This window comes from Shewanella sp. AS1 (genome assembly GCF_021412565.1).
Lineage (GTDB): Bacteria > Pseudomonadota > Gammaproteobacteria > Enterobacterales > Shewanellaceae > Shewanella.
Genome location: NZ_JAKCLJ010000008.1, coordinates 36,793 through 63,763, shown reverse-complemented (window position 1 = coordinate 63,763; position 26,971 = coordinate 36,793). Strand labels below are relative to the sequence as shown.

Annotated in this window: 22 protein-coding genes; 3 read left to right on the top strand and 19 right to left on the bottom strand. The window is 51.7% G+C overall.

Annotated features, from left to right (window positions below):
* Window positions 1-6: 6 nt before the first annotated feature.
* From LZP69_RS11680 to pmbA, 11 genes are all read right to left on the bottom strand, one after another.
* Entirely contained in the window at window positions 7-411 is a 405-nt protein-coding gene (locus LZP69_RS11680) for a GFA family protein (protein ID WP_234200773.1), read from the bottom strand.
* A gap of 146 nt (window positions 412-557) precedes the next feature.
* Window positions 558-2,030, bottom strand: coding sequence for an ATP-binding protein (locus LZP69_RS11675; RefSeq protein ID WP_234200772.1), 1,473 nt, complete (start codon window positions 2,028-2,030; stop codon window positions 558-560).
* A gap of 32 nt (window positions 2,031-2,062) precedes the next feature.
* Entirely contained in the window at window positions 2,063-2,737 is a 675-nt protein-coding gene (locus LZP69_RS11670) for a response regulator transcription factor (RefSeq protein WP_234200771.1), read from the bottom strand.
* A 67-nt stretch (window positions 2,738-2,804) separates the two neighbouring features.
* On the bottom strand, window positions 2,805-4,430 hold the full coding sequence (locus LZP69_RS11665) for a phosphoethanolamine transferase (RefSeq protein WP_234200770.1): 1,626 nt from the start codon (window positions 4,428-4,430) through the stop codon (window positions 2,805-2,807).
* Between the two features lie 174 nt (window positions 4,431-4,604).
* Entirely contained in the window at window positions 4,605-5,012 is a 408-nt protein-coding gene (locus tag LZP69_RS11660) for a GFA family protein (RefSeq protein ID WP_234200769.1), read from the bottom strand.
* Between the two features lie 38 nt (window positions 5,013-5,050).
* The gene (locus LZP69_RS11655; protein ID WP_234200768.1) at window positions 5,051-5,701 is read right to left on the bottom strand and encodes a Type 1 glutamine amidotransferase-like domain-containing protein; all 651 of its coding nucleotides are present in this window, start codon (window positions 5,699-5,701) and stop codon (window positions 5,051-5,053) included.
* Window positions 5,702-6,094: 393 nt separating this feature from the next.
* On the bottom strand, window positions 6,095-7,318 hold the full coding sequence (gene arsJ, locus LZP69_RS11650; RefSeq protein ID WP_234200766.1) for an organoarsenical effux MFS transporter ArsJ: 1,224 nt from the start codon (window positions 7,316-7,318) through the stop codon (window positions 6,095-6,097).
* A 13-nt stretch (window positions 7,319-7,331) separates the two neighbouring features.
* On the bottom strand, window positions 7,332-8,342 hold the full coding sequence (locus LZP69_RS11645; RefSeq protein ID WP_234200765.1) for an ArsJ-associated glyceraldehyde-3-phosphate dehydrogenase: 1,011 nt from the start codon (window positions 8,340-8,342) through the stop codon (window positions 7,332-7,334).
* 64 nt (window positions 8,343-8,406) lie between these two features.
* Window positions 8,407-9,453: an ACR3 family arsenite efflux transporter gene (gene arsB, locus LZP69_RS11640; RefSeq protein WP_234200764.1), complete on the bottom strand. Its 1,047-nt coding sequence runs from the start codon at window positions 9,451-9,453 to the stop codon at window positions 8,407-8,409.
* Window positions 9,454-9,470: 17 nt separating this feature from the next.
* Window positions 9,471-9,815: a metalloregulator ArsR/SmtB family transcription factor gene (locus LZP69_RS11635; protein ID WP_234200763.1), complete on the bottom strand. Its 345-nt coding sequence runs from the start codon at window positions 9,813-9,815 to the stop codon at window positions 9,471-9,473.
* 135 nt (window positions 9,816-9,950) lie between these two features.
* A complete protein-coding gene (pmbA, locus tag LZP69_RS11630; RefSeq protein WP_234200762.1) occupies window positions 9,951-11,291 on the bottom strand; it encodes a metalloprotease PmbA in 1,341 nt (446 codons plus the stop codon).
* Window positions 11,292-11,553: 262 nt separating this feature from the next.
* Between pmbA and yjgA the strand changes: the two genes are divergently transcribed.
* The 3 genes from yjgA to LZP69_RS11615 all read left to right on the top strand — a co-directional run bounded on the left by yjgA (window position 11,554) and on the right by LZP69_RS11615 (window position 13,858).
* A complete protein-coding gene (gene yjgA / locus LZP69_RS11625; protein ID WP_234200761.1) occupies window positions 11,554-12,093 on the top strand; it encodes a ribosome biogenesis factor YjgA in 540 nt (179 codons plus the stop codon).
* 221 nt (window positions 12,094-12,314) lie between these two features.
* Window positions 12,315-13,196 carry a LysR family transcriptional regulator gene (locus tag LZP69_RS11620; protein ID WP_442800682.1) on the top strand — a complete coding sequence of 294 codons (882 nt, stop codon included), beginning with the start codon at window positions 12,315-12,317 and terminating at the stop codon, window positions 13,194-13,196.
* Window positions 13,197-13,369: 173 nt separating this feature from the next.
* Entirely contained in the window at window positions 13,370-13,858 is a 489-nt protein-coding gene (locus LZP69_RS11615) for a hypothetical protein (protein WP_234200759.1), read from the top strand.
* A 119-nt stretch (window positions 13,859-13,977) separates the two neighbouring features.
* On the opposite strand, the gene LZP69_RS11610 is transcribed toward LZP69_RS11615, so the two are convergent.
* The 8 genes from LZP69_RS11610 to rng form a co-directional block, all read right to left on the bottom strand.
* Window positions 13,978-15,126 carry an ABC transporter permease gene (locus LZP69_RS11610; protein ID WP_234200758.1) on the bottom strand — a complete coding sequence of 383 codons (1,149 nt, stop codon included), beginning with the start codon at window positions 15,124-15,126 and terminating at the stop codon, window positions 13,978-13,980.
* Window position 15,127: 1 nt separating this feature from the next.
* Window positions 15,128-16,345, bottom strand: a complete 1,218-nt coding sequence (locus LZP69_RS11605; RefSeq protein WP_234200757.1) for an ABC transporter permease — start codon at window positions 16,343-16,345, stop codon at window positions 15,128-15,130.
* Window positions 16,346-16,360: 15 nt separating this feature from the next.
* Window positions 16,361-17,332: an HlyD family secretion protein gene (locus LZP69_RS11600; protein WP_234200756.1), complete on the bottom strand. Its 972-nt coding sequence runs from the start codon at window positions 17,330-17,332 to the stop codon at window positions 16,361-16,363.
* Window positions 17,319-18,656, bottom strand: coding sequence for a TolC family protein (locus LZP69_RS11595; protein WP_234200755.1), 1,338 nt, complete (start codon window positions 18,654-18,656; stop codon window positions 17,319-17,321). Before LZP69_RS11595 ends, LZP69_RS11600 begins: the two co-directional genes overlap by 14 nt.
* Window positions 18,657-18,924: 268 nt before the next feature.
* Window positions 18,925-20,373: a metalloprotease TldD gene (gene tldD, locus LZP69_RS11590; protein WP_234200754.1), complete on the bottom strand. Its 1,449-nt coding sequence runs from the start codon at window positions 20,371-20,373 to the stop codon at window positions 18,925-18,927.
* A gap of 58 nt (window positions 20,374-20,431) precedes the next feature.
* Window positions 20,432-21,259 carry a carbon-nitrogen hydrolase family protein gene (locus LZP69_RS11585; RefSeq protein WP_234200841.1) on the bottom strand — a complete coding sequence of 276 codons (828 nt, stop codon included), beginning with the start codon at window positions 21,257-21,259 and terminating at the stop codon, window positions 20,432-20,434.
* A 46-nt stretch (window positions 21,260-21,305) separates the two neighbouring features.
* Entirely contained in the window at window positions 21,306-25,424 is a 4,119-nt protein-coding gene (locus tag LZP69_RS11580; RefSeq protein WP_234200753.1) for a YhdP family protein, read from the bottom strand.
* A complete protein-coding gene (rng, locus tag LZP69_RS11575) occupies window positions 25,424-26,926 on the bottom strand; it encodes a ribonuclease G (RefSeq protein ID WP_234200751.1) in 1,503 nt (500 codons plus the stop codon). The genes LZP69_RS11580 and rng overlap by 1 nt, the downstream gene beginning before the upstream one ends.
* Window positions 26,927-26,971 lie beyond the last annotated feature (45 nt).

Below are 26,971 nucleotides of genomic sequence, written 5' to 3'. Positions count from 1 at the left end.
GAGATGCTAGAGGGATGGGATTGTCCATCCCTCATCCAGATACTCCCAAGTGTCGGCGCCATCTAGGTAGAGGATCTTGATATCGGCCAGCTGCTCACGGGGAAACATATTGTAGTTCACCGCCAGCCGATCACCTTTACCCTCAGTGGCAATCTGTTTATAGCGCTCGGTGCAGACATAGTGGGTCACGCAGCCACAGTGTTTGCAACGCTTCACACTCAGAAACCTGTCACCCTGTTCATAATTGTCAAGCCCATGCTCACCGACTGTTACTGTCACTTCCGCCTCAGTTAAATAGCCCCAAAGCCCGGCATAGCGCTGACAGATGGAGCAATTACAACAGGTCGCGGTATCCGTTAACCGGCTAATACTCAGCTGCACATTGCCACAATGACATTGCCCCTGATACATGGTCTTTCCCTCGATTTATTAGTTACACTCTCGGCTTTAAAATGCGCTATCACTGTAAGATAAAGCAGTTAAGTCATCTTTTAACTTCTCTTTTAAATCATCTTTTAAATAAGTGTTTTACAGCAAAATAAAGCCAGACCTTAGCCCTAACGGCTCTGCTCCGCTTCAGCGTCGACACAGCGGATGTTTTTAATCGCCACATTCAGGGTGGAACCGTCGCCCCCCTTGTCTATGTTCAACCTTAGCTGATTCTGCTGGCATAGCTGCTGCACTATGGATAAGCCCAGGCCATGCTTTTGTTGTTCGGTTCGGGCTGAGTCTACCTGGTAAAGCGGCTCGGTTAACTGCTGCAGTTGCCTATCGGTTAACACTTCATCCAACTCATTCGTCACGATCAGGGTTAAACTTGCATCGGCGTCCAGATCCAGGCTAACGCCGACCAAGCCTTGGTCTTTGCCGTAATAGAGCGCATTATCGAGCAGATTGAGCAAAATGGTATAGAGGCTGAAATAGTCCACTATCACCAATTGATGCCACTCTTCCCCTTTCCTGACGACCCGCTGTTTTATATCCGGGTATTTAAACATCAGGCTATTTTGAACCTCTAACAGCAGATCTTCTAACTCGACCTCCTCTAACTGCACCACAAACTGATCAGAAGATGCCCTTTGTAACAAGAGTAAGTTATCAACAATTTTTTTCATCCGCAGGGAGATTTTAAGCATATCCTGCTGATAGGTTTCGCTGATACGAACATCATCAGGGAAATTAAGCGACACCTCAGTCAAGCTGATAATTTCCGCGATCGGTGTCTTGAGTTCATGGGCAATATCGGCGGTGATTCGCTGCTCTTTTTCAATCAACTGCTGATTGGTACGAATAAAATTATTCAGTTCATTGCGGATCGGCTCGATCTCAGCAATAGGTGGCTCAAAGGGGGAAATATTCAGAGAGAGGTTGTGATTATTTTGCCGAGCCAGACTGAGACTCTTAATCTGCTGGTTAATAAAATCAAGTGGCTTTAAACCGTTAGAAACTATGCGAATCGCCAGAGTGCGCATAATAAAAATGGCCACAAAAAATGAGATGAACAGCAGGATATCCACGCCCCAAAGAAAAGTCTCTAAAGCATTATCCGATTTATAGACGGTCAGATAGATAGGTACAGGGTTATTTTTCTGAGGAAGGTTAATCGCAAAATAGCTCATCACAGCTCGGCCGGAATCCCCATTTGGCAACTCAACATTCACTAGCTTAATACTGTTAATCGGCTGCTCGAGCCTAATCAGTTCAACATCGGGAAAATCCTGCAATGAAGGGGAGCGTTGAAGGGTTTGCTTCTTGTCATCCCAGACCTGAAAAAAGCTTAGCTCTGGATGTTCCTTATCGGCAAACTCTTTGATCAACAAGGTATCTATCTTGAGCGTTGCGGTCTGCTCCTGCTCTTTAATCAAATTCTGGAGATAGCTGGCATGACTCATTAAATCATCTTCAAATTGTTCGTCTGCCCAGTTATCCACCAGGAGATCAACGACGAGGAAAATAATAAAAATAAACAGTGAAAACACAGCCAAGAGCGAGTTGACCAAGCCTCCCATGATTGATGCGCTTCGTTTCATTTTTACATCGCCTTGTTGGAACAAGATCCCTATTAAAGCACTTCGACTATATAGCCAAAGCCCCGCTTATTTTTAATGGGCAGCACGGCCCCCTTCTCGCGGACTTTGCGCCGCACCGCAGATAAGTGCGATTCTATGGTGTTTTTAGAAACATAATCAAACTCACCGACCAGGGCGTCACTTATCTGTTCTAGGCTGACCACTCTGCCGCGAGCATTAAAGATACACTCTACGACTCGAAATTCATGGGGAGTCAGCTCAATCTCTTGCTGTTGATAAGTTAGCCGCTTTTTCTCGCCATCGATGCGAAAACCATTAACCTCCCCCTGGCTTGTCGACTCGGTCAGTTCACCTCGTCGTGTCAGGGCGATAATACGGGCGTGTAGCTCTTCAAAAGAAAAAGGCTTGGCTAGGTAGTCATCTGCACCTTGCATCAGACCATCAATTTTATCCTTAACCTCACTTTTGGCAGATAAAATCAGCACCTTAATCTGCAGCCCCTTTTGCCGTATTTCGGCTAAAATCTGTAGGCCATTCATCTTAGGTAACATCAGATCTAACACTATCAGGTCATATCGCAGACTTAAGGCCATCGCGAGCCCTTGTTCACCATCAGCGGCTTCATCAACCCGGTAACCCAAGTTCTGTAATCCGACCATCAGGCCCCGTCGTAAAGGTTCTGAGTCCTCTATTAGTAGCAACTTCATCGGTGGCTTTACCCTGAATGTTTAAATCGATAGCCAAACAATCACCCCCATAGCGTTAAGCCGCTCTTTAAACGCTACAACGGGCTGTTAAATCTAAATCACTTTGTTTGGCAGCCGTTTTAACCCCGTACAACCCAAGTAATGTATGAAACAGATTATCGTGGGTCACCTGGGTTTGTCCCTCTAAACAACCGGGGTCAATGTGTTTCTGCTCAGCATATTGCTGCGGCATCCAGATTAACCAGGGGACTGTGGTTTGCTCTTTCGGCGCAATCGCGTACGGCGTGCCGTGTAAATAGAGCCCATTTTCGCCTAAAGACTCACCGTGATCTGAGATATACATCAGAGCCACATTGTATTTATCTGAGTAATTTTCTAACTTTTCAACTAATTTCGAGGTCACATAGTCCGTATAGGCAATGGTATTATCATAGACATTTCGGATCTCTTCATCACTACATTTTTCGATATCACTGCGATCGCAGGACGGAGTATAGCGTGCCATAGCTTTGGGATAACGCTGCCAATAAGTAGGACCATGACTACCTATACCGTGTAGCACTAATAGCCTGTTCTTGACATCATCTCCTGCTAAAAAATTGTCTATATGGCGAAGCATTTCGGCGTCATAACAGGTTATGCCGTTACAATTTTCAACCTTTTGCTTAGGATCTATCTTAACCTTAGGGAGCCGCTTTGCGACGCCTTTATCACCGCCATCGTTTTCGACCCATAAGACCTCAACTCCCGCTTTAGCAATTACATCCAGCACATTGTCCTGATTGTAGGCTCGCTCTTTATTGTAATTTTCTCTCGTCATATTAGAGAACATACAAGGGACTGATAATGCGGTATAAGTACCACAAGATTGCACATCGGCTAATGAAATAAAACCCTGATTCTGAGTATAGGGATTGGTCTCTCTGTGGTAGCCATTATAGGCATAGTTCATACCCCGGGCCGTTTCACCCAAGATAAAGATCATCATGGTCGGTTTGCCATTGTCATTGGCAATCAGCTCGGCGTCATCACCTATCTGTTTATATTCCAATGGCGTCGATAAATAGGTGCGCTTAATGTATTTGACCCCATTAAAAACATGAGCCGGAATAATCATCTTATTTAAATAATGATTATTACGTCCCACAGAGGCGTAATTTTTGTAGCTGCTGGCCACAATCATCAAAATCACCAGTAATGCGCTAATCACCAAAACAATACGGGAAAACAGCTCCTGCCCTAGCGTACTGCGATACTCAAAACGCACCAATGCGATCACTATGGAAGGCAGCACACCATAAAGCAGCACAAACAGAAGAGAGGTGCCATTAATATAGAATGAGGCTTCGGCTGAATTAGTTTCAAACAGGTTTTCCATCATGGTCATATCAAACATAACCTGAAAGGTTTGGGAGGCATAAAGCGCCGCTGCCGATGTTAACACCAGAAAAATCGCAAAGGGTTTAATCAGATAGGGAATGGCAAATAAGGAGTAGATAATTACAAAGGCAGCCAATAACAGTATTGGCGCCGTATAGGGGAACCACCAGTCTGGCACTGTGCTGCCAAGCGCAAATATCTTACCAATCACTGGCTGATTTAATACGAAAGCAAAATACCCTGAGAGAAGAAGAATAAATGTCGTCACTTTCACTGTAAGCTTTTGACGTACATTTTCAATAAATTCATTCATATAGACTCATCTCAACAGTTAAATTAAAACTAATTGAGTAAATTCTACAAAACGAAACTTAAGATTAGGTCAAGCTGTAAGCCCCAACTTGCACTTTCTCTCCTGGCAAGGCTGTAATACTTTTAAATACAACAAGATACCATTTTTTTTAAAGGCTTATCTTAAACACTTCACTTAAGCGCTTCCTTCAAAGGCCTGGAGATGCTGTTTGCCTGCATCACCTATCTCATCCCAGCTGGCCTTCGAGTCCACCCAGATATGATGCTTTACCTGCAGCTTATCCCCGCCCTCGATAATGCTGCCGGCGGGCACCGCCATACTGGACTCACTATTTCTCATCGGCAGTGATGATCCGCAGATACGACAGAAGCGCGACTCCCAATCGCCCACAGGCTTGCGCCAGGTCGTGACCTGCTCAGCCCCTTTGAGCCAGCGAAATTTGTCATTACTGGCAATCACCACGGCCACGCCATTATTACCCGTATATCGGCGGCAGATAGAGCAGTGACAGACATAGATATCTGTCACCTCGCCATCGATCTCGAACGCCACCGCGCCACAATTACACTGTCCCTTAGCCATAGCTTCTCCGGTTTATAAACTCATTGCTCGAGTCAAATCTAAATGTCCGTTTCTGATGCAATCCACACAGGTTTGCCAAACGCTTTTATCTGCTTATCATCCACATACACAGCATCTGAGTCGCTACACATAACAAGCTTGTTTCCCGTCTTGGCTGAAATTTGTAGCGCCAACTCCTGTTCGGCAACATCTTTTGTTGAATGGGCACAAAATAAGCTAGGGATAAGCCCAAGGGCCGAATCGTCTGACAAGTCAACTTCATTAATATCGCCGCATAAGGCAGCCGAAGCAATTGAGGGGGTCAATAGCATTGCACCGGCACTCACACCGACCATGGGCTTACCATTTAATGCCAGGGCACGTAACTGAACGTCTAACCCCCTATGTTTTAGCCAAGATAAAAACCTATAGGTATTCCCACCTGACAGATGTATGACACTTTTCGACAAAACCTCTGTTGCCAACACCTGGCTATAGCCATCCTCTAATTCCAGATAGACCACATCCGCTATTCCCAGTGATCGGTAAAACGCCACTGTTTGCCCAAAAAAGAACTTATCTGGATCGGGAGATGAGGCAATATAACCGATAGAAATATCGCTTTTCGGTACCCCAATACTCTTCAATAAATAATCGACAGCCTCTGTTCCCTGGGCTGTCGAATTGTCGCTAACCAAGGCTAATTTCACTGAAACTCCTTATTCTCTGCTATATCAAGCCACTTAAAATGGCTTGTAAGCCATGATGATTCCATAGCGTCCAAACTTACTATCGAGGCGAGATGTTGTTTATATCTTTATGATATTAATAACAAACTAATAAATATCACGCCAGCAGAGAACTTTGAATACCCAAAAATTGACTTCTTACTTAAAGAAAAGCCAAATTGTAGAGATAACACCATGTGTTGTTGCAGCTGCGAATGTCGATGGCATGGATGCCATCGTCAAGCCTCCAAGGATGGATTCACGGCGTGTAGTAGATGCAGTGACACATAGAGTCCTTCGGGACGCTTTTCGCCATCCATAACGGCTTAGTGAAAACATCCTGTTTTCGCTCCCTCCAGGCACATCTACACTCGATCACCCCTTTCTTGGCAACCAAAGGCTAATCGCCGCAGTTAAGGCAAGTAACCCAGCCGAGATCCACAGGCAGGCGGTTAACCCATACTCCTGATACATCCAGCCGGAGAGCACAGTACCGAGCAATCGGCCAAGGGCATTGGCCATATAGTAGAAGCCCACATCCAGGGAGACACCATCGTCGCTGGCATAGCTGACAATAAGATAACTGTGCAGGGAAGAGTTGATCGCAAACACGGCGCCAAAAATCAGCAGACCTAGCAGCAAAACAAGCTGAAGATTCTCAGGCGCAGCCGTTTTCGCCATCAACACAGCAATCGCGGCCGGAATAAGGGTTAATAGCGCCGCCCAAAGCAACGCCGCGCGGCCATCAGGCACCTTGCCTGCTTTCTTGCCCGTCACCTGGGGCGCCATGCTCTGCACCGCGCCATAACCTATGATCCACAGCGCCAGAAAGCCACCGACGGCCGCATGATCCCAGCCAAACTGGCTGTCGAGATAGACAGGCAGCGCCACCACAAACCAGACATCGCGGGCGGCGAACAGGCAGAGGCGCGCCGCCGATAAGATATTGATGCTGCGGCTTTTTGAGAAGAGCTCGCTAAATTTGGGCTTGTTCTTCGCCTTACCTAGATCTTGCTTGAGTTTTATCAGGCTCAGCAGCCAGATCAAGCTCAAGCCAAGCGCCATAGAGGCGATCGCCCCCTTGAATCCCAGCCAGGAGAGCAGCATACCGCCGAGGAAGAACCCTACCCCTTTCAGGGCATTCTTCGAGCCGGTGAGCATGGCGACATATTTATAGAGAGTGCCCTCCTCCCCCTTGGCCACCAGCATCTTCACGCTGCTCTTGGCGCTCATCTTATTGAGATCTTTGGCGATCCCGGATAGCGCCTGCGCCGCCATCACCCAGGCTACCGTCAGCCAGGAAGCAGGCACCAATAACATGCCCAGCGCCAGCACTTGCAGCCCCAGGCCGAGGTTCATGGTGCGATTCAAGCCCATACGGGCGCCAAGATAGCCGCCCAGCAGATTGGTGACCACACCGAAAATCTCATAGAAGAGGAACAGCATGGCGATGGCGAGTGGCGAGTAGCCCTGCTGGTGAAAATGCAGCACCACCAGCATGCGCAGCGCGCCGTCGGTCAGGGTGAAGGCCCAATAGTTGCCCGTCACCATCAGGTATTGCCGCATCTCAGACGGCAAGGCGCGCAAACTGGCGAACATCAGATATTATCCTTTAGCCCTTGTCTAGACGGCCGACCAGGCGCGCCAGCTCGGCGGTGCGGTTGGCATAGCCCCACTCGTTGTCATACCAGACATAGAGCTTGAGCTGAGTACCGTTGATCACCATGGTCGACAGGGCATCGACTATGCTGGAGCGGGGATCTGTCTTGTAATCCACCGACACCAGCGGGCGCTCCTCGTAGCCTAAAATCCCTTGCAGCTCGCCCTCGGCCGCCTGCTTGAACAGGGCATTCACCTCAGCCTCAGTTACCGGACGCTGCATCTCAAACACACAATCGGTAATAGAAGCGTTCGCCAAGGGTACCCGCACCGCATGGCCGTTCAGCTTGCCTTTGAGCTCGGGGAAGATATGGGTGATGGCCGTGGCAGAACCTGTCGTAGTCGGAATAAGCGACTGACCGCAGGCGCGGGCGCGGCGCAGATCCTTATGGGGCGCGTCCAAGATAGTCTGAGTGTTAGTGATATCGTGAATGGTCGTCATAGAGCCATGCTTGATGCCGATATTTTCGTGCAGCACTTTGACCACAGGCGCCAAACAGTTGGTGGTACAGGAAGCGGCGGTGACTATCTGATATTTATCTTTATCGTACAGCTGCTGGTTCACCCCCATGACGATATTCAGTACCCCGTCCTCTTTGACCGGCGCTGTCACCACCACACGTTTTACCCCTTGATCCAGATAGGCCTGTAGTAAGGCTTTAGAGCGCATCACGCCCGAGGCTTCGATCACCAGGTCACAGCCAGACCAGTCGGTTTCGGCTATGGTGCGATTGCGACTGCTATTGATGCGCTTATTATCGATCACTATCTGATCGCCCTCGGCTGTTGCCTCGTGACACCAGCGGCCGTGGACAGAATCGAAGGTGAGCAAATGTGCCAGGGTCGCCGCATCACCGGCAGGATCGTTAATATGCACAAACTCCACGTCATCCCACTCCCAGGCGGCGCGCAGTGCCAACCTGCCCATGCGGCCAAAACCGTTGATCCCGATTTTAATTGTCATCTCAGTTCCTACATACCAGAAAAAATAATGGATTCTATTGGTTCATTATTGTCGACCAACAGAGTTAATGCCTGTTGCTACGACCGCTTAGTTCGGCCACATATGCCGCGCGATCATGATTGACAAACGCCACTAATGACAACATAACCGGCACTTCCACCAGTACACCCACCACAGTGGCTAAGGCGGCTCCAGAATGCAGACCAAAGAGAGAGATAGCCACAGCAACGGCAAGCTCAAAAAAGTTCGAGGTGGCTATCATGCAGGCTGGCGCGGCGACCTCTTGTGACAAGTTCAATCGCTTCGCCGCAAAATAGGCGATAAAGAAGATGCCATAGGTCTGAATCAACAAAGGAATCGCGATCAGCAAAATATTTAGTGGCTGCGCCAGAATAGTATTGGCCTGTAATCCAAACAATAATAGGACTGTGGCCAACAAACCCAGCATGGACCAAGGTTTGATCCCGGCAATAAAGGCCTCTACCCCAGTCTGCTTATCCCGGCGATTGAGCCATTGACGTGTAATGATACCGGCAATCAGAGGCAGTACGACATAGAGGATGACAGAGAGTAAGAGTGTCTGCCAGGGCACCTGAATATCACTCACCCCAAGTAGAAAACCGCACAGAGGGGCAAAGGCAAACACCATAATGAGATCGTTCACCGATACCTGCACCAAGGTATAGTTTGGATCGCCCTTAGTCAGCTGACTCCAGACAAACACCATAGCGGTACAAGGGGCAACACCCAATAAGATCATGCCGGCAATATATTCACTGGCGGTTTGAGCATCCAGCAAATGGGCGAAAAAGAATTTAAAAAACAACCATCCAAGCAGCGCCATGGTAAAAGGCTTAATCAGCCAGTTAACCACTAACGTCAGCAATAACCCCTTAGGTCGCCGGCCAATATGCTTGACTGCAGAGAAATCGATCTGCACCATCATAGGGTAGATCATCACCCAAATAAGCAGGGCGATCAGCAGATTGACACTGGCATATTCGAAGCTTGCAAGCAGGCTAAAAAAGCTAGGGAAGAGATGACCCAGACTCACGCCAAACAAGATGGCAAGCCCAACCCAGACACTCAGATAACGCTCAAATAATCCCATAATTTGTTATCCCAGACTTATTGGCAGCAGGCCTTGCTGCGTTCGGGGCGTTGTCCCATCACTTGTAACCGCGCCACAGGCGGTTCGATGAAGGCCGGATTGCCCGCCAGCGTCTGCTGCAGTACGGCCAGCGCCCAGTCGGGCAACTCAGGATTGAGCCGATAGAACACCCATTGTCCCTGACGGCGATCGCTTAGCAAACCCGCCTTGCGCAGCTGCGCCAGATGACGGGAGATTTTCGGCTGACTCTCATCGAGCGCCGCCATCAGCTCACAGACGCACAGCTCGGTTTGCGACAGGATCAGCAGCAGACTCAGTAAACGGGTCTCATCGGCCAAGGCTTTAAAGAAGAGGCTGGTCATCTTACTGAACTCCTGCAGAGCAAAATATGCGAATAAGCATATATATGAAAATCCATATATTCAAGAGAAGAAGGAAACGCAGACATAAAAAAACGAGCAAACTATGCTCGTTTTTCCATTTTAGTATTCAGCGGTTTAATTACCGGCAATCTTCATCTCACCGAGCAATATGCCACCGGTGCGAATGGATGAGCGCAGATCCCTGTCCTTACTCACGGCGACTATATTGCGGTACATCTCCTTGAGGTTCCCGGCTATGGTGATCTCCTCGACCGGATATTGGATCACGCCATTTTCAACATAGAAGCCTGCCGCGCCGCGAGAATAGTCGCCGGTCACGCCATTAACCCCCTGCCCCATCACCTCAGTCACTATAATGCCTGTGCCCATGAGTCCTATCAGCTCATCGAAACTCTGGCCGCTGTGGGACAGGGTCCAGTTGTAAATACCACCCGCATGACCTGTATTGGTTAGACCCAACTTGCGCGCCGAATAGCTAGTTAACAGGTAAGTCGACAATATGCCCTTGTCGATAATATTGCGATCCTGAGTTGCCACCCCTTCGCTGTCGTAATAGGCACTGGCGAGGGCGCCTTTCAGGTGAGGCTGCTCGGCAATAGTGAACCAGTCAGGGAAGATCTGCGTGTCGATAGCATCCTGCAAAAAGCTGGATTTACGATACAGGCTGCTGCCGCTGATGGCGCTGACCAGGTGCCCCATCAGACCGGTTGCGATATCCGGTGCAAGCAACACAGGCAGTTTAGTGGTGCCAATCTTGCGAGCGCCCAGCCTGTCTACCGTTTTCTTGGCCGCTTCTAATCCAACTTTTTCCGGGGTCCAGAGCTCATCAAACTTACGGGCAACAGTGTAATCATAATCACGCTGCATGTTGCCATCCTGCTCACCAATCACCACACAGCTTAAGCTGTAACGCGAGCTGAGATACCCATCGAGAAAACCATGGCTGTTACCATACACCTTGACTCCGGTATGAGCATTGGCGCTGGCACCATCGGAGTTTTTAATCCGGCTATCGCTGCTCAGCGCCGCTTCTTCGGCGCGCACCGCGAGCTGCTCAAGCTCACCGGGATCGGTATCATAGGGATAAAAAAGCGCTAAATCTTCAATCTGTTTGGCCATTAAGTCGGCATCTGCCAGGCCATTAAAAGGGTCTTCCGAGGTAAACTTGGCAATATCATCGGCGGCCTTGACCGCACGGCGGATCGCTTCAGGGCTTAAGTCAGATGTCGATGAGCTGCCCTTACAACCGTCACGAAACAGGGTAATACCTAAGGCACCATCCTTATTAAATTCAACGGTTTCAACCTCTTTCAGACGCGTCGAGACAGACAATCCCTGCTGCTTACTGATGGCAACCTCTGCGCTCGATGACCCTAAGGCCGCGGCGTACTCTAATGCCATAGAGACGGCATCTTTTAATGAATCCAATTCAGTTTCAAGGCTAGGTGAAGACACAAATCTACTCTTTCATGACCAATAATGGCTGTAGCATAACAAACCCATCTGGCTTTCACATTAAATAACTGTCATCAAACACCAGGCTCAATAGGCGATAATCCGTTGAGATGGTATGATTAACCCAAGTATCATTTTTAAGTCTGTTTATCTAAGGGCTAACCCTGAAGCCCAAAGACAGCAGTTTGCAGTATCACCCTTACCTGCCTACCGCTTCACATCAGACAGACGACAACAGGGTGTTAACCTTAGAGATTTTATTATGAATATTGTTGGTGACTCAGAACATTTTAAGCAACCTTTCGACCATGACGAAGATTATGTCAGCCGCGCCGACATCAAGCGGGAACTGGTGATCTATCAAGAGCTAGGGAAGAAGCTGACCGAACTGAGCAAGAGCCAGCTAAGCAAACTGGAGCTGGATGAGACCCTGTATGACAACCTGCTGAAAGCCAAGACGATTCGCATCAATACCGAAGCCCATCGCCGTCATATGCACTATATTGGCAAGCTGATGCGCAACGTGGATATTGAGCAGTTGCAGGAAGAGCTGAAAAATGTGCTCAATCAGAATCGTAACGAAAGCTCCAAGCTCAATGTGGCCGAGAAGATTAAAGATCAGCTGCTCAGCGAAGGCGATGACGCTGTACAGGCGCTCATCGAGCAGCACCCAACCCTGGACAGACAGAAGCTGCGTCAGCTGATCCGCCAGGCCAACAAGGAGCTGAGCAAGAAGCCCGATGAAGCCTCAAAGTCGGCCAATGAACTGGTGAAATATATCAAGGCCGAAACCGCCGAATAAGCCAATTTAGAAATTTAATGACAAAACGCCTCAAATTGAGGCGTTTTTTGCACCTGTTTGGCGCTTTTTTGTTGTAAAATCACAAAATATTCACTCGCTGGTTAGCACCGAATGGAGTCTATGCTAGCCTGCCAGAACAGCTAAGGCCACTCGGTCGGCTTGGCCTAAGCCTTGCTTTATTCCAGTTTCATTAAACGACTCAAGAGAAAAAGATGCTACCACTGCACACCTCCCTGAGAGGTTTACGCTGTTTTTGTGTTGCGGCAGAATGTTTAAGTTTTAAAGAGACGGCCAAGAAGCTGTTTCTCACCCCTTCCGCTGTGAGTCATCAGATAAAACAGCTGGAGGAAAACCTGCAGCAGCCCCTGTTTATCCGTCAGACTCGTTCCATCTCACTTACGGAAACCGGCGTGCGCTTCTATGAGCAGATAGAACCTTTGATGCAGCAGCTGACCCATACAGTCAATGAGTTCAGCCATCAGGATCAGATGCTGGAAGTCAGCATAGAGATGCCAGAGTTTTTTGCCAGTGAGCTGTTTGTGCCACAACTTGTGGGTTGGTCGACCCAATACCCCAAGATCAACCTCAAGCTGGAAACCGTCAAAACCCGAGCCGAACAGCAGGCCCATACGGATCTTTCTATTCTGTTATCGGGCAATCGTCCAACCCATGAGCACACCTTCGATCTATTTCCTCTCAATTATGTGCCCGCCTGCAATAAGAACCTCTATCGACAGATTGCCAGTAAGGGTTATAGTGCCTTAAAAGAAACGCCACTGATTTTGCATCAGGCGCGTCCCTATGCCTGGCACCAATGGGCGGAAAATATCGGCTTTGAGGATTTTCAGCCCAAGCAGATCATCCAGCTCGACAGTATGTTCAGCGTTGCCCGCGCCGCCGAACAGGGGCTCGGGGTCGCCTTAGTGCCTCTGCCCATCAGCCAGGCCTGGTTCGACAGCGGCAATCTAATCCAATTATTCCCACAGGCGCTTAACAGTCATGATCGCTATTTTTTGATCCATCATGGCAAAGAACAACCGAAAAAAGAGGTACAGCTACTCATAGAATGGATCGTAAAGCGCTTCACATATCATACTAACTAATTGTTAAAAAACATATTATCAACATACACTGCTAACGCTAGTGCATCACAGCGAAAGCAACAGATGAAAAAATTTAACCTGTCGGTGTGATTTTTCTCGTTTGTCACTCATCACAGATCTCACTAAATTTATCCCTGTAGCGAGGGGCTACCAATGACAAAGGGATAGATGAAATGAAAACATTAGAATTATTGGCCGCAGGTATTCTACTTAGCATTTCCAGCTCCGCTTTTGCTGACCTAGAAAACAGTCAGTATAAGATGGTGGTGATTAAAAATGCCCCCGGAGTCGAAGCCCTGCAGTCAGGCGATGTCGCCCAAGGCATAGCACTCACAAAGTCGGCCGAAGCAAACGAGCTGGACAAATATTCCCGTAACCTCAACCTCTGCGTTGGGTACACTAAACTCGCTCAATTTGATAAGGCAGAGAAAGCCTGCACAGCTGCCGTCAGCAGCGCACTGCACGCAGACACATCAGATCGTCACGATATTCGAGCCTACGCCTTCAATAACCGCGGCGTCATGAAGCTAATGCAAAACGATAACCTGGGCGCACTGGAAGATTTTAAACGTGCAGTTGATGCCACAGATGACAAGATCTACAAGCACAACCTAGCCCGCCTAGAGAACGCACTGAACAGCGTGCAATTGGCGAGTCGTTAATTTGCTGTGGGGCAAGCTCCTGACAAGGAGCCCTAATGCGAGCAAACAAGCAGTTAGCAGACAGGAAAATAGAATAGGCAGTTAAACGCGACTTAACTGCCTATTTTTTTATTCGCTGACTAGTGTTCATACTGATGAATTTGACCAAGGCGCCAACGCATCCCCAGCAGCGCCAGCAGCAGATAGCCCAAGGCTAATCCCCACAGCTGCAGCCATAGCGGCGCAATGGCCGACCAGTCTGCCCCCATCTGATTAAGCTGCAAGATCCCCTGAATGCCAGGTACGGCAGGAATCAAATCAGACAACCAGATAAGCGGCATAGGAATCAACTCTAGTGGCCAGATAAATCCAGACAAAAACAGGATAGGCATAGAGAGCAGCAGCATGATCTGAGTCGGTTGATCCCGGCGGGTAAACAGGCAGCTTATCGCCACACCCGCAAGGCTTGTGGCCAGAATAAAAGGCAGCAGAAACAGCGCCAGTTGCCCCAGCTCTGCCTGAGTATTTACATCATAGGCGTAATAACAGATGCCAAAGTAGAAGCTGGTAAACAAGCTGTAGATAAGACCAAAGGTGACAAGCCGCGCCGCAAGTAAGCGTCCAATCGTGAGCTGTCGCCAGTAACCCTGCTTTCGCCACTGGCCAGCCCCCAAAATCCCCGTGCCGATAAGCAGAGTCTGATGCAACACCAGCAGCAACACGCCGGGCACCACATAGGCCGTATAGCCGAGGCCGGGATTAAAAGCGGGCACACTGTTGAGATGGATAGGCGCAACATCTCGCGCCACCTGCTTTGGGCTCTGACCATTGGCCAGCAGGCCGATAGTTCGCACCGATTTTTCGCTCTCCATCCCCACGGCAACCAGACCTTCGATGATGGTCGAGTAGATAAGAAAGTAGTTGGCATCGCCGCCATAGGCCAAGGTCACACTTTGTCGGCGCAGTAGATCCCGGCGAAATCCCTCTGGGATCACAATAAAACCGTGGGCGCGCTCCTTTGCTATCATGACTCTGGCCTGCTCGATATTGTCAACCTGAGCCACCACCGCCAGCTTGGGACTGGCATCAGCGTGGCGAATCAACTGCCGGCTTAAACTCGAATGATCTTTATCTACCACCACAAGTTGCTGCTCTACGGGCACCTGATTCAGATAAGGCAGAGGGTAGAGCAGTGCATAGAAGACCACGCCACCAAACAGGGTGATGGCGATCGCCCTGTCGCTTAAAATCGCCTTAAACTCGGCGAGCACCGCTTCCCAGAAACCCATGCTAGCTTACCTCGCCCTTGCCTGTCTGGCTCACTTTCATGCCGGTCTGACTTAGCTGCATGCCGGTCTGACTTAGCTGCATGCCGGTCTGACTTAACTGCATGCCGGTGCGGCGGATAAGCAGGGCAAGCACAGGCAGCAGAAGCAGAAAACCCCAATAGCTGCCAAGCTGCGCGGCGACATCGCTATAACTCTGATCATGGCTGGCAACGGCCAGATGGGTGTCGATATAGTGGCTCGATGGCATGATCTCCCGCCACCACTGGGCCAGTAATGGCATCTCCTTGGCTGGATAAGTCACCCCCATAAAGGCAAACGCCGGGGCAAACAGGGCGGTGCAGAAACTGATCACCCGCGCGCTCTCCTGCAAGGCAAAGAAGATGCTCAGCACGATTAGCCATACCGCCAGTAACATCACGCCTTGAGCCAGCAGCAACTGCCAATAATCGCCGGCCAACGGCAGGCCAAGATATTCATACAGTAGGGTGAAAATAACCAAGCCATGCAGCAACAGCAGCGGCATAAACAGCAGCAGTTTGGCCACAATCACTCGGTACGCCCCCAGAGAAAACCACTGCGCCAGCGTGTTAAGCCGCAGTTCGCGGTTCAGTGCATTGGCAAACACCAGCATAGCTAAAATCTGCACTATGGCGAGTAACACAGGCGGCAACAAAAACTGCAGGTAGTTGGTGCTGGCGTTATAAATCGGCGTCAGCTGGGTCTCAATCAGGTTGAGGTTGATCTTCGCCTGTCCCATTGGCACGCCATGACTCAGCTGTTTAAGCAGTCCCTTCTGTTTGAGACCGGAGGCCAGCGCGAGCTGAATTTGACTGGAGAGCAGCTTTCCCACCAGCAGATACTGACCGTTGTAGCGAATATCGATAGTGGGCTGATTGGAGGTGATAAGCTCTCGGCTCAGGCCGCGGGGCAGAAGCACAATTGCATAGGCATTGGATGATTGCATCGCCGCCTTCGCATCAAACAGCGACTGATAATCAACTGGAGTGATACTGGGGCTGGCATCGAGTTGCCTAAGGAGCATGCGGCTGAGCTGGCTATTGTCCAGATCCACAACCGCTACCGGCAGTTGACGCGGCACCCCAGCACTAAACAGCCACCACAAGGCTAACACCCCAAGCAAGGGAATATAGCTTATCAGCGCCAACTGCCAGGGATCTTGCCAGAGCGCCTTGAGTTCACGCCGTAAAAGCTGCCACATATTCGCTTACCCGGATCAGAGCGACAGCAATGCTGTCATGCCGACCCTCAGATCCGCGATCGGCGCCGTCGGCCTTAACTCCATCTCGAAGGTTCGCAGGTCAAAATCATGGCCGCTCTCGGTGGCGCGCCAGGTAGCAAAGTGCCCCATCACGCCTATGTGAGAGATAGTAAAAGGAAAACTTTTACCCAAGGCGGGGATCTCAAGCTCAAGGGTTTGCCCCACCCTAAAATCCTTTAGCCTATCTTCACGCACTTGAATCACAGCCCAGGCGTCCTGCATATCGATAATGCTGACCACAGGAAATCCGCTGGGCGCCAGCTCGCCAGCCTGCAGCAATACTTCGCTAACCTCACCCGCTTTAGGCGAGCGCATCTGGCTATCGGCCAGAATGGCATTCACCTCATTGACCGCCCCTTCGGCCATACGGGCATTCCCCGCGGCAGCAGCTTTGGTCTCGGCGCGCGCACCTTCATCAGCCATCTGATACATGGCAAAGGCGGCCTGCTCTGTGTATTTGGCGGCCTGCCACTGGGTAAAGGCTTCATCGCGCTTCTGCCTTGCTAGCACTCCCTCTTTAAACAGGGCTTCGACCCGCTGATATGTCGTATCGGCCAAGGTTGCTGCGGCTTTGGCCTTGAGCCATTGCTCTTTGGCGGCGGTCACCTGTTGTTTGCGGGCGCCGTTATCGGCTTCCTGCTGCATCGCCTTGGCGGCATCTCGCCCGCCCTGGGCCTGCATCAGCTTGGCATCCAGCTCTGGACTGTCGATGGCAAACAGCAGATCCCCCACTTCGACTCTGTCTCCCCGTCGCACCAGCACCTGGGATACTCGGCCTGGCACTTTTGATGAGATATTGTATTCCCGCGCCTCTATCTGCCCCTGCAATCTTTCCGCCTTGGGGCTGTAAGCCAGCTTCAGGCCATAGGCGAGAAACAGGATTAGGGCTGACAGGGCAACCAGGGCGAGTATCCTATTGGCGCGCATCTTCTTCCTCCTGAACGCGGCTGGCACGGGCGACAAACTCATCGAGCTGACCACTTACCGCCATCAGCCTGGCATAGGCCAGCAGATAACGATAACGAGCCGCCAGCTGTTTAGTCTGCACGGCGCTGAGTTTTAATTCGGCGTCGACTTTATCGATTGAGGTGGAGAGTCCCTGACTGAAGGCCAGATCCCTAAGGCGTTTATTCTCCTCGGCCAGTTGCTGTGAAACTTGGAGCGAGTCTACCTCCTCCTTAGCCTGCAGCAACTGACGATAACTCTGATCCAGTAGCAGACTGAGATCTTGCCGGGTCTGCGCCTTGGTGTATCTGGCCTGCAGCAGCGCACTGCGGGCTGCCTGAACCTTGCCGCTGCGGCCATCGCGGCTAATAAGAGGAATATTGACTCCAACCCCTACCAGCCAGTCTGGCTCCATCTTGGCCAGCAAGCTGTCATCCTCATACAGGGTGTAGTTACCGTAGAGATAAACCGTGGGATGATAGCTGCCCTTTTCCACCTCGACCAAGCCCTGAGCCTGCGCCTCTTTGGCTTCAAGCAGTTTCAGCGCCGGATGTTCGGCCAGGGTCATTTGGTTAAGCTGAGACAAGGATGGCTGATCGCGCAAAATAAAGAGTGTGGATGCGGTATCGACATTCTGCTCGTGTAACATGCGTGACAGGGCTAGCTGCGCCATCTCCAGCTGACGCCGAGCACTGGCATAATCCACCTTGGCATTTTCCAGCGCCACCTGAGCATTGAGCCGCTCCACCTTGGCAATCTGCCCCTGCTGTTCCAATTTTTGGGCGTGCTCGGCATGTTGATTTAGGGATAAAAGCAGCTGCGACTGAGTCTCGGTAAGCGCATGGCTGACGGCCACGCCGTAATAACGCTCCACCAGTTGCAGAAATAGCTCCCGCTGGGCGATTTGATGCTGCTGCTCTTTCTCCATCACCTGGGCGGCATGGATCCCCTGAGCCGCCGTCACCCGCCCGCCAGTATAGATGGGCCACATGGCCTGCAGACTGGAGCGGAACAGATCCTGCTCGGTGAAGGGGGTGACAAACAGTGAGCCGGGAATCGTCCCCAAGGCACCGGCAAGGGCGGGTGGCAGGGTGGTGGGATCCAGACTGGCTAAGGGATTGAGATCCCGCAGATCCAGCTCTATCGGGCTTTCCAGTCGGGTGTAGCTGCCGTTGATGGACAATGAAGGCCAGTTAAGATCCTCGCTGGCTTGACTCTCGGCCTCGCTGCGCCTCACCTCCTCCTGGCTGGCCTGCAGTTTATCGCTCACTTTAAGCAGCTGTTGCCAGGCGTGGGCAAAACTCATCTCGCTCCCCTGGGCCAGGCCGCAGCTGAGAAATAAAAGACAAATTAACACCCTAAATTTAGATTGCATTCACACCTCTAGAGTCATAGCTCTAATTCCTTGGTGGAGATTAACATCCACAGGGGATGAAATGAAATACGCTTTACTATAGTGAGATCATAAATTAAGCAAATACAAGCTAAGTCTATAAAAAAACAGGATGAGATTGTGTAATCTTCATCCTGCTGTGGGATTTGTTTGAAAGAATCTGAGTCTGTAAAACTGCAGCTTAAGCCGTACCGCCCACGGTTAAACGATCCAGTTTCAGGGTGGGCTGACCGACCCCGACAGGCACGCTCTGGCCATCCTTACCGCAGACACCCACACCTTTATCCAGCTCAAGATCATTACCTACCATGGAGATCTGCCCCATGGCTTGTGGGCCATTGCCAATTAAGGTCGCGCCCTTGATCGCCTGAGTGATCTCACCCTTCTCGATGAGATAGGCTTCCGATGCCGAGAACACAAATTTACCCGAGGTGATATCCACCTGACCGCCGCCAAAGTTAGGCGCATAGATCCCTTTCTCGACCGACTTGATGATCTCGGCCGGATCCGACTCGCCCGCCTCCATATAGGTATTGGTCATACGCGGCATAGGCATGTGGGCGTAGGACTCGCGGCGACCGTTTCCGGTTGAAGTCTCTCCCATCAAGCGGCCATTGAGTTTGTCCTGCATATAGCCCTTGAGTATTCCTTTCTCAATAAGCACAGTTTTCTGACTGGGCACGCCCTCATCGTCGATACTCAAAGAGCCTCGGCGATTGGTCAGGGTGCCATCATCCACCACAGTCACCAGGGATGATGCCACTTGCTGCCCCACCATGCCGCTAAAGGCGCTGCTGCCCTTACGGTTAAAGTCCCCTTCCAAACCGTGACCCACAGCCTCATGGAGCAGCACTCCAGGCCAGCCCGCACCTAATACCACTGGCATCTCACCAGCGGGCGCATCTATGGCAGTTAAGTTCACCGCCGCCTGACGTACAGCCTCCCGAGCGAAGGCAAAACATTGTGGCAGACCATCGTCTCCCTCATCAAAAAGCAGCTGGTAATCGTGACGACCACCGCCACCGCTGGCGCCCCGCTCCCGCTTGCCATTCTCTTCCAAAATCACGCTGCAGTTAAAACGCACTAAGGGGCGAATATCGGCGGCCAGTGTGCCATCGCTGGCGGCCACTAAGATCTCTTCATGCACACCTGAGAGGCTGACCACCACCTGAATGATGCGGCTGTCGAGACTGCGAATATAGGCATCGGCCTGTTTCAGCAGCGCTATTTTTTTCACCTCTTCCATGGCCGCGATAGGATCGACACTCTGATATAGGCTGTTGGCCTGAGTGCGTTTCCAGGCCTGCACCTGACCATTGTGACCGGCAGCCGAGATACCGCGCGCCGCGTCAACTGCGGCATCGAGTGCATGTGGGGTGATCTCATCGGCGTAGGCAAAACCGCACTTCTCGCCTGTGATAGCCCGCACGCCCACACCCCGCTCGATATGGAAACTGCCCTCTTTGACTATGCCATCTTCAAGCACCCAAGATTCATGACGACTGCCCTGGAAATAGAGATCGGAAAAATCGACTTGATGCTGATGGATACGCTTGAGGTAGCCCTGCAGCCTTTCCAGTGATAGTCCATCTTGCAGTAAACTTTGCTCGACTCGAGTTAAAAATGGCATTAATTCTCTCTCTTGTGCTCCATCGAAACGGAGCCTTAACTGTTATTGCAATGAGCCATTATGCTTTTAATTTGGGCTCAGCGAAACGATTATGCTTAACCACAGGGATATTACGCCGAATATCCTCTAACTGGTTTAATTCGATAGCCGTGTTTAACCAGCCGCACTCCTCGGGTTTAATGGCTAACACCTTGCCCCAGGGGCTCACCACGCAGCTGTGGCCCCAGGTTTCCCGGCGGCCATTGTTATGCATGCCCCACTGCCCTGCGGCCAGGAGAAAACATTGGGTCTCTATGGCTCTGGCCTGCAGTAGTGGCAGCCAGTGCGCCTCGCCTGTCACCCGGGTAAAGGCCGACGGCAGAACGATAATGTCGGCGCCTTGCAGGCGCAGGGCGCGAAACAGATCGGCAAACCTCAGGTCGTAGCAGATAGCCATCCCCACTCTGCCAAAAGACGTGTCTATCACGCTCACCCGCTCACCAGGGCAGAAGGTATCACTCTCACGATAGCTTTTTGTGCCATCGGCTACTTCCACGTCAAACAGATGGAGTTTGTCGTAGTGACCTAAGGTTTGCCCGCTTTCATCGAACAGATAACTGCGGCTGTATACCCGGCCATCTTCGGCCAGAATCGGGATAGTGCCCGCCACCAGATAGATGCCATAACGCGCCGCGAGCTGAGCCAGTCGCTGCTTAAGCTCGCTCTGTTCATCGCTGCCGGCATGGGCGAGCTGATCGCTCTCATGGCCGCCAAACAGCAGGCAACACTCGGGCAGGACCACCAGATGGGGCGAGCGCACAGTTAGCAGCTCAAGCTGCTGCTCGATAAAGTGAAAGTTCGCCTGCACATCGCGGCTGCTCTGACACTGTAATAAGCTAACCTGCATCTTCTCGCTCCCGTTCAGACCTTTTCCTGTTAGTGAATCGTCCCTGTTAGTGACTCGCGCCGCTTTCAGGCAAGGCCGCTTCGACATCTTTCTCTTCCGACTGCGGTTTTTCCAGCTGGGGTTCTTCCTGCTGCTGATTTTCCTGCTGAGCAGGCGACTGTTCCTCTGCTGGCTGCTGTTTACGCAGATGCTCAGGCAGAGCCGAGTCGGGGATCTCTATCTCCTTACTCTTACGCTCCACCTCTTCAAGTTTAGGATCTGACATGGTGCCGGTTAATCTGAAACGTATCTCAGAGATCACCTCAATCACAGGTTCCAGCACCTTAGTCAGGGCGAAGGCGCCCAAGCCTAATCCCCAGCCGCCTGTACTGAGCAGCACTACGGTTGGCACACTTGAGGCCAGCTTAGGCACGAAACGAATGTCGTAATTCAGGCTCTCTGTGGTGAGATCTGTATAACCGCGCATCTTCATGTTACCGGCCACCGCCTCCATCTCCGAGTCTGTGGTCTTCATCACGCCATTATCCACTGTTAAGGTGCCGCTAAAGGAGTCGAAGTAGAGCCCCTTACCAAAGACGTCGGAAAAGTCGAGCGACAGCTTGCGCAGCAGCGAGTTGAGGCTGAACAGGGAGAAGATACGCGCGCCCTTGTCGCTCACCTCAGACAGGTGCCCTTTGCCCAGCTGATATTTTACCTGACCGTTCAGGGTCGCCAGCGAGAAGCCATAGGGGGCACCGTGCCAGGACAATTTTGCCTGCAGATTTAAAGGCGCCTCCCGCAAACCGCCGCCTAACTTTAGGCGATCGGCAATATCATCGAAATTTTTGGCCTTGAGATCCAGCTCAAGCTCGGTCTGGTTCTGCCCTTCGCTGTTTAGCCAGGCGCCTTTACCGTTGAGGGAGGTGTCCGGCGTTTTCAGCGAGATGGTCTGAATATGGTAATCACCATCGACCGGCGTGCCCTGCAGCACAAGATGCCCAAGCGGCTTGCCATAGGTACTGAACTGATCCACATCCACCGCCAGGGGGGGTAAGTTACTCAGCACAGTATCGCTGGAAAACGCTGCTTCATTCGCGGGTTTGATCTCGGGCGAAAAATCGAAGCGTTTGGCCACTATCTTCAGCCCCTGGGATGACCAGTCGGGATAGAGATCCACCCGGCCGTCAAACTCATCGGCCTGACCCTCGAAGCGCCAGCCGTGCTCGGTGGGCTGCGCCGTCAAATTAAGCTGAGTCAGAGGCAGACCAAACAGCTTAAGCTGCTCGACTTGGCCCGCGATAGAGATCAGTGGCGGGAAGAAAGGATGAGCGCCCTCGGCTCCAGGCGCCAGATCAGCAGCCGGCTCCTGCTCTGGCGCCACCGATGATTCTACTGCCTCTGGTGCAGCCGACGCCGGCGTTTCAGGCACAGAAAGCGCCGATGAATCATCCGATGGAAGCTCATCAACAAAGCCCTTAATGATAGGCAGCCACTGCGCAAAATCTGTCTCAGGCAGATCCAGCTGCAGATGCCCGCGATCGCGACGAATGGCATCTCCCGGTCTGAAGGTACGTCCCAGCAGGAGATCGAAGTGAGACAGAGAGGAGCCGGATTGCTCATCGAAGCCACCCCAAAACTCGAGCTGATCATCAAGCTTAGCGCCCAGTGACGACTGCTTATTATCGCCAATCATCTCCAGGGACAGTGACCTCTTGCTATCAGCCGACTTAGCAAACTGCCCGGGCAGATTTAACGTCACCCCCTGTAGATCGCTGCTGACCTGTGCCTGAATGCGATAGCCTGTCGGGTCGAAAATAAGTGACATGGCGCCATGCCAATCCGCCTTGCCCTGATAATAGTCTTGGATGGGATTATCCAGCATGGCTGGCAGGGTCTCCAGCTGCCACTGCCCATCCATATCCAGGTTAAGGCCGTAATTGTTATTCAACCTGCCAGTATCGAAGTTCAAGGTCAGCGGCTGGTCGAATAAGCGGGCGCTGATCGACTCCCCGGTCACCACATCATTGACGAAGTAGACATCGCCATTGACCTTCTCCAGCTGCACGCCGGGCTGGCTGATATAGACAGGGGTGTCCTTAAAATGCACTTTACCGCGAATATCCTCTTTGCCCCCTTCATACAGAGGTATGGTCAAATCCAGCTTGCCCTCGACCTTGCCCTGCACCTGTACCACCTCTAAGGTCGCGCCCACGCTCTCTCTCAAGGGAGAGGCGAGCAATACCTGTTTGGCGTCCTCGCCCGAGGTATGGAGATCGGCTTTGACCCTAAGCTCGGATTCCAAGCTCATCAAGGGAATGCCCACGTAGGCACCATCGGCGGCCACATTGAGCAGCTTGCCTTTATCAACCCAGATATCCATAGAAGCGTTTTCAAACAGCGCATTGAGACTCAGGTTAGTGACTTCTGGCCAATCAGGCTGAAACTGATATCTGGCCTGCTGCAGCGAGAAGCCTGCCTGAAAAACTCCGCTGTTATCCTGATAGGGAAAATCAGCAAAGGCGCCATTCCAGACAACTTTGGCATCCTGACTGCGCCCCTCTTTAATCGCACCTGAGAGATAATCCACCAGGGCTTTACTCATGGCATGCAGCGGGAAATAACGATCCGCATGACCGGCATTTTTCACCTGCACATCGGCCGCCAGCCTCAAGAGCGCCGCCGATGAGAACTCCATTTTCATTGCCGCATTCAGGGCTAAATCCTCATTTTCAAATTGGAGTCTTGGGGCGATAAGTGCAGCTTGATCCATCTCATATTTAACAGTGAACGCCTCGCCATCCAAGTTGATCGGCGCCTTAAAGCCACTGGCAAAGTCGAGGCGGTAGTGCTGTTTTGGCGCGCTGAGATAAAGGTCATTGCCCTGCAGTCCCAGGTTAAAATCTAGCGGATCGCTACCAGGGATACCCTCAGCAGCTTGCCAGCCTAGCTGCTGTATCCGGGCGGCGAAAGCCAGTGGCTCCCCCTGTTGATAATCTAGGCGCAGATCCTGTAACTCACCACTGGGCGCCATAGTCTGCCAGGTTTTCAGGCCCTCGAGTGTCATGCCGGGGATCAAAGGCAGCAGGGGCAAGAGTACCTGAGTATCCAGGTTGGTTAGGTTCGCCCTGAGATGATCACCCGTTTGATAAGCTTTGATCTCAAGGTCGGGCCAGGGAATATCATTGGTGGCAAACGCCAGATCCTGACTGTGTAACCGCCAACCCGCATCATAGGGTTGCCAGCTCAGCAGGCCGGATTTAAGCTCAAACTTCTGCGGCTCGCCCTTGAGCTGCCATGCCAGCCAGCTCGGCCTGAAGGCGACCGTAGCCGAAGTGACTTCCCGGTTGGCAAAGACCATCCAGGCTTGCAGATTCACCACACCTTCCAGCGGTAGCGGCTGCTTCTTGTCGTAGGGATTCACCTGCCTTGATGCCCACTTGCCTAAATCGAGGGAGTTGGCCGCCACATAGACCTGCCCCTTGAGGGTGTCGGGTTGATTACCGTCTCCCTGAACATCGACCAGTAGCGAGAGACTCTCCACCTCAGATGCCTGCTTATCCAGATAGAGCTGGCCCTGGGCCTTATGGGAACCGCCACGATTACGCCAGCGCAGGTTGTTGATATGAATCGGACGATATTGATGGGAGCGACTCAATAACTGCACGCTCACATCTGTGATAGAGAAACGCCCCAGCTGTTCGAGCAGCAGGCGATAGAGCCAGTCCATATGATGCTCAGCCGCCACAAGCTCGCCGCTCGGCTCTGCATCTGGGGCTGGGGTCGCCTCTTCATCGTCAAGCTTATCCATATCCAAGGCGACATTGACCCCTTCGAAGATCACATTCTCAATTTGAGGCGAGGCGGTCACCAGGCTCTGCCAGAAGTCCAGCTTCACATGCACCTTGTTGACGATTAAAGTAACCGGCAGGTTTTCCTGGGGCGGCAGGATAAGATTATTTACCGTGAGGGCGGGACCGAAGGCCTGCCACTCCGCCGATAGCTCAGACACATGCACTGTGACCTGATACTCCTGTTCGATATAATCGACCAGCTCATGGCGCACCTGATCCAGCTTAGGCAGCAACCCCCTGAACAGGCTGACACTCAAGGCAAAAATCACCAGCACTATGGCGATGGTTTGCCAGAAATAGCGTATGAGGTTGCGGGGGCGAAGGAAAGGTGGCACTACATTATCACCACATCAAATTTATTCTGCGCGTACATGGGCTCGCTTTGCAGTCTGACTCGTTTACCTATGTAGGCGCCCAGCTCGGCCACCTGATGGCTCTCTTCTCCTGTCAGGCTGGCGTACACTGCGGGCGAGCAGTACACCAGAAACTCATCGGCATCATAGCCGCGATCTAGGCGAATAATCTCTCTGAAGATCTCATAGGAAACCGTTTCCACGGTTTTTAAGGTGCCCTTGCCCAGACAGGCGGGACATTCGCCACAGAGCACATGTTCCAGACTCTCGCGGGTGCGCTTACGTGTCATCTCGACCAAACCCAGCCCAGAGAAGCCACTGACATTAGTCTTGACCCTGTCACTGGCCAGCGCCGTTTCCAGGGTCGACAAGACCCGCTTCTTATGATCTTCGTTAAGCATATCGATAAAGTCGATAATGATGATACCGCCCAGATTACGCAGCCTCAGCTGGCGGGCGATGGCGTGGGTCGCCTCCAGGTTGGTATTGAAAATGGTCTCTTCAAGATTACGGTGTCCCACGAAGGCACCGGTATTGATATCCACTGTGGTCATGGCTTCGGTCTGATCGATAATCAGATAGCCGCCGGATTTCAGCTCCACCTTGCGGCTCAGGGCGCGCTGGATCTCGTTCTCCACATCATAGAGATCGAAGATAGGTACCCGGCCCGAATAGTGCTCTAGCTTATCGGCAATCTCGGGCATAAACTCCTGGGTAAACTGCTGTAACTCCTGGAAAGTCTGGCTGGAGTCCACCTGGATCTGATCTAATTGCGTGCCGACAAAGTCACGCACTATACGCACAGGCAGCGCCAGATCCTGATAGAGCAAGGCCACACCTGGGCGTTTGCGCCGCTCCATCACCTTGGCCCACACCCGGCGTAGAAATGCCGCGTCCTGCACCAGTTCCTGCTCGCCAGCATTCTCGGCCGCAGTACGAATAATAAAGCCGCCATCTTCATCCACGAAAGGCTCGGTCAGCCCTTTTAGGCGCGAGCGCACCTCTTCAGACTCGATGCGTTGAGACACCCCCACATGGCTGGAACCGGGCATAAATACTAGATAACGGGAGGGCAGAGTGATGTCTGTGGTCAGGCGCGCACCCTTAGTTCCCAGGGGATCTTTGACCACCTGCACCATGATATCCTGCCCCTGTCGCACCAGCTCGCCAATGTCGCGCACCACGAAGTTACCCTTCTCGACGTCGGCCACACATTCTGTGTGAGGCACTATATCCGAGGCGTGCAGAAAGGCGGCCTTATCCAGACCTATATCCACGAACGCCGCTTGCATACCCGGCAGCACCCGACTGACCTTGCCCTTGTAGATATTGCCGACCAGACCGCGCTTCATGCGACGCTCGATATGCACTTCTTGGAGTATGCCAAATTCGACCAGTGCGACACGCGCCTCTGTCGGCGTCACATTGATCAGTAACTCGGCCCCTATTTTGCCTTGTACTCTGTTGCTAAACTGGTGACTCATGAATACTCACTCAAAGTCATAAAGGAGCATCGCTCCTCAACCACT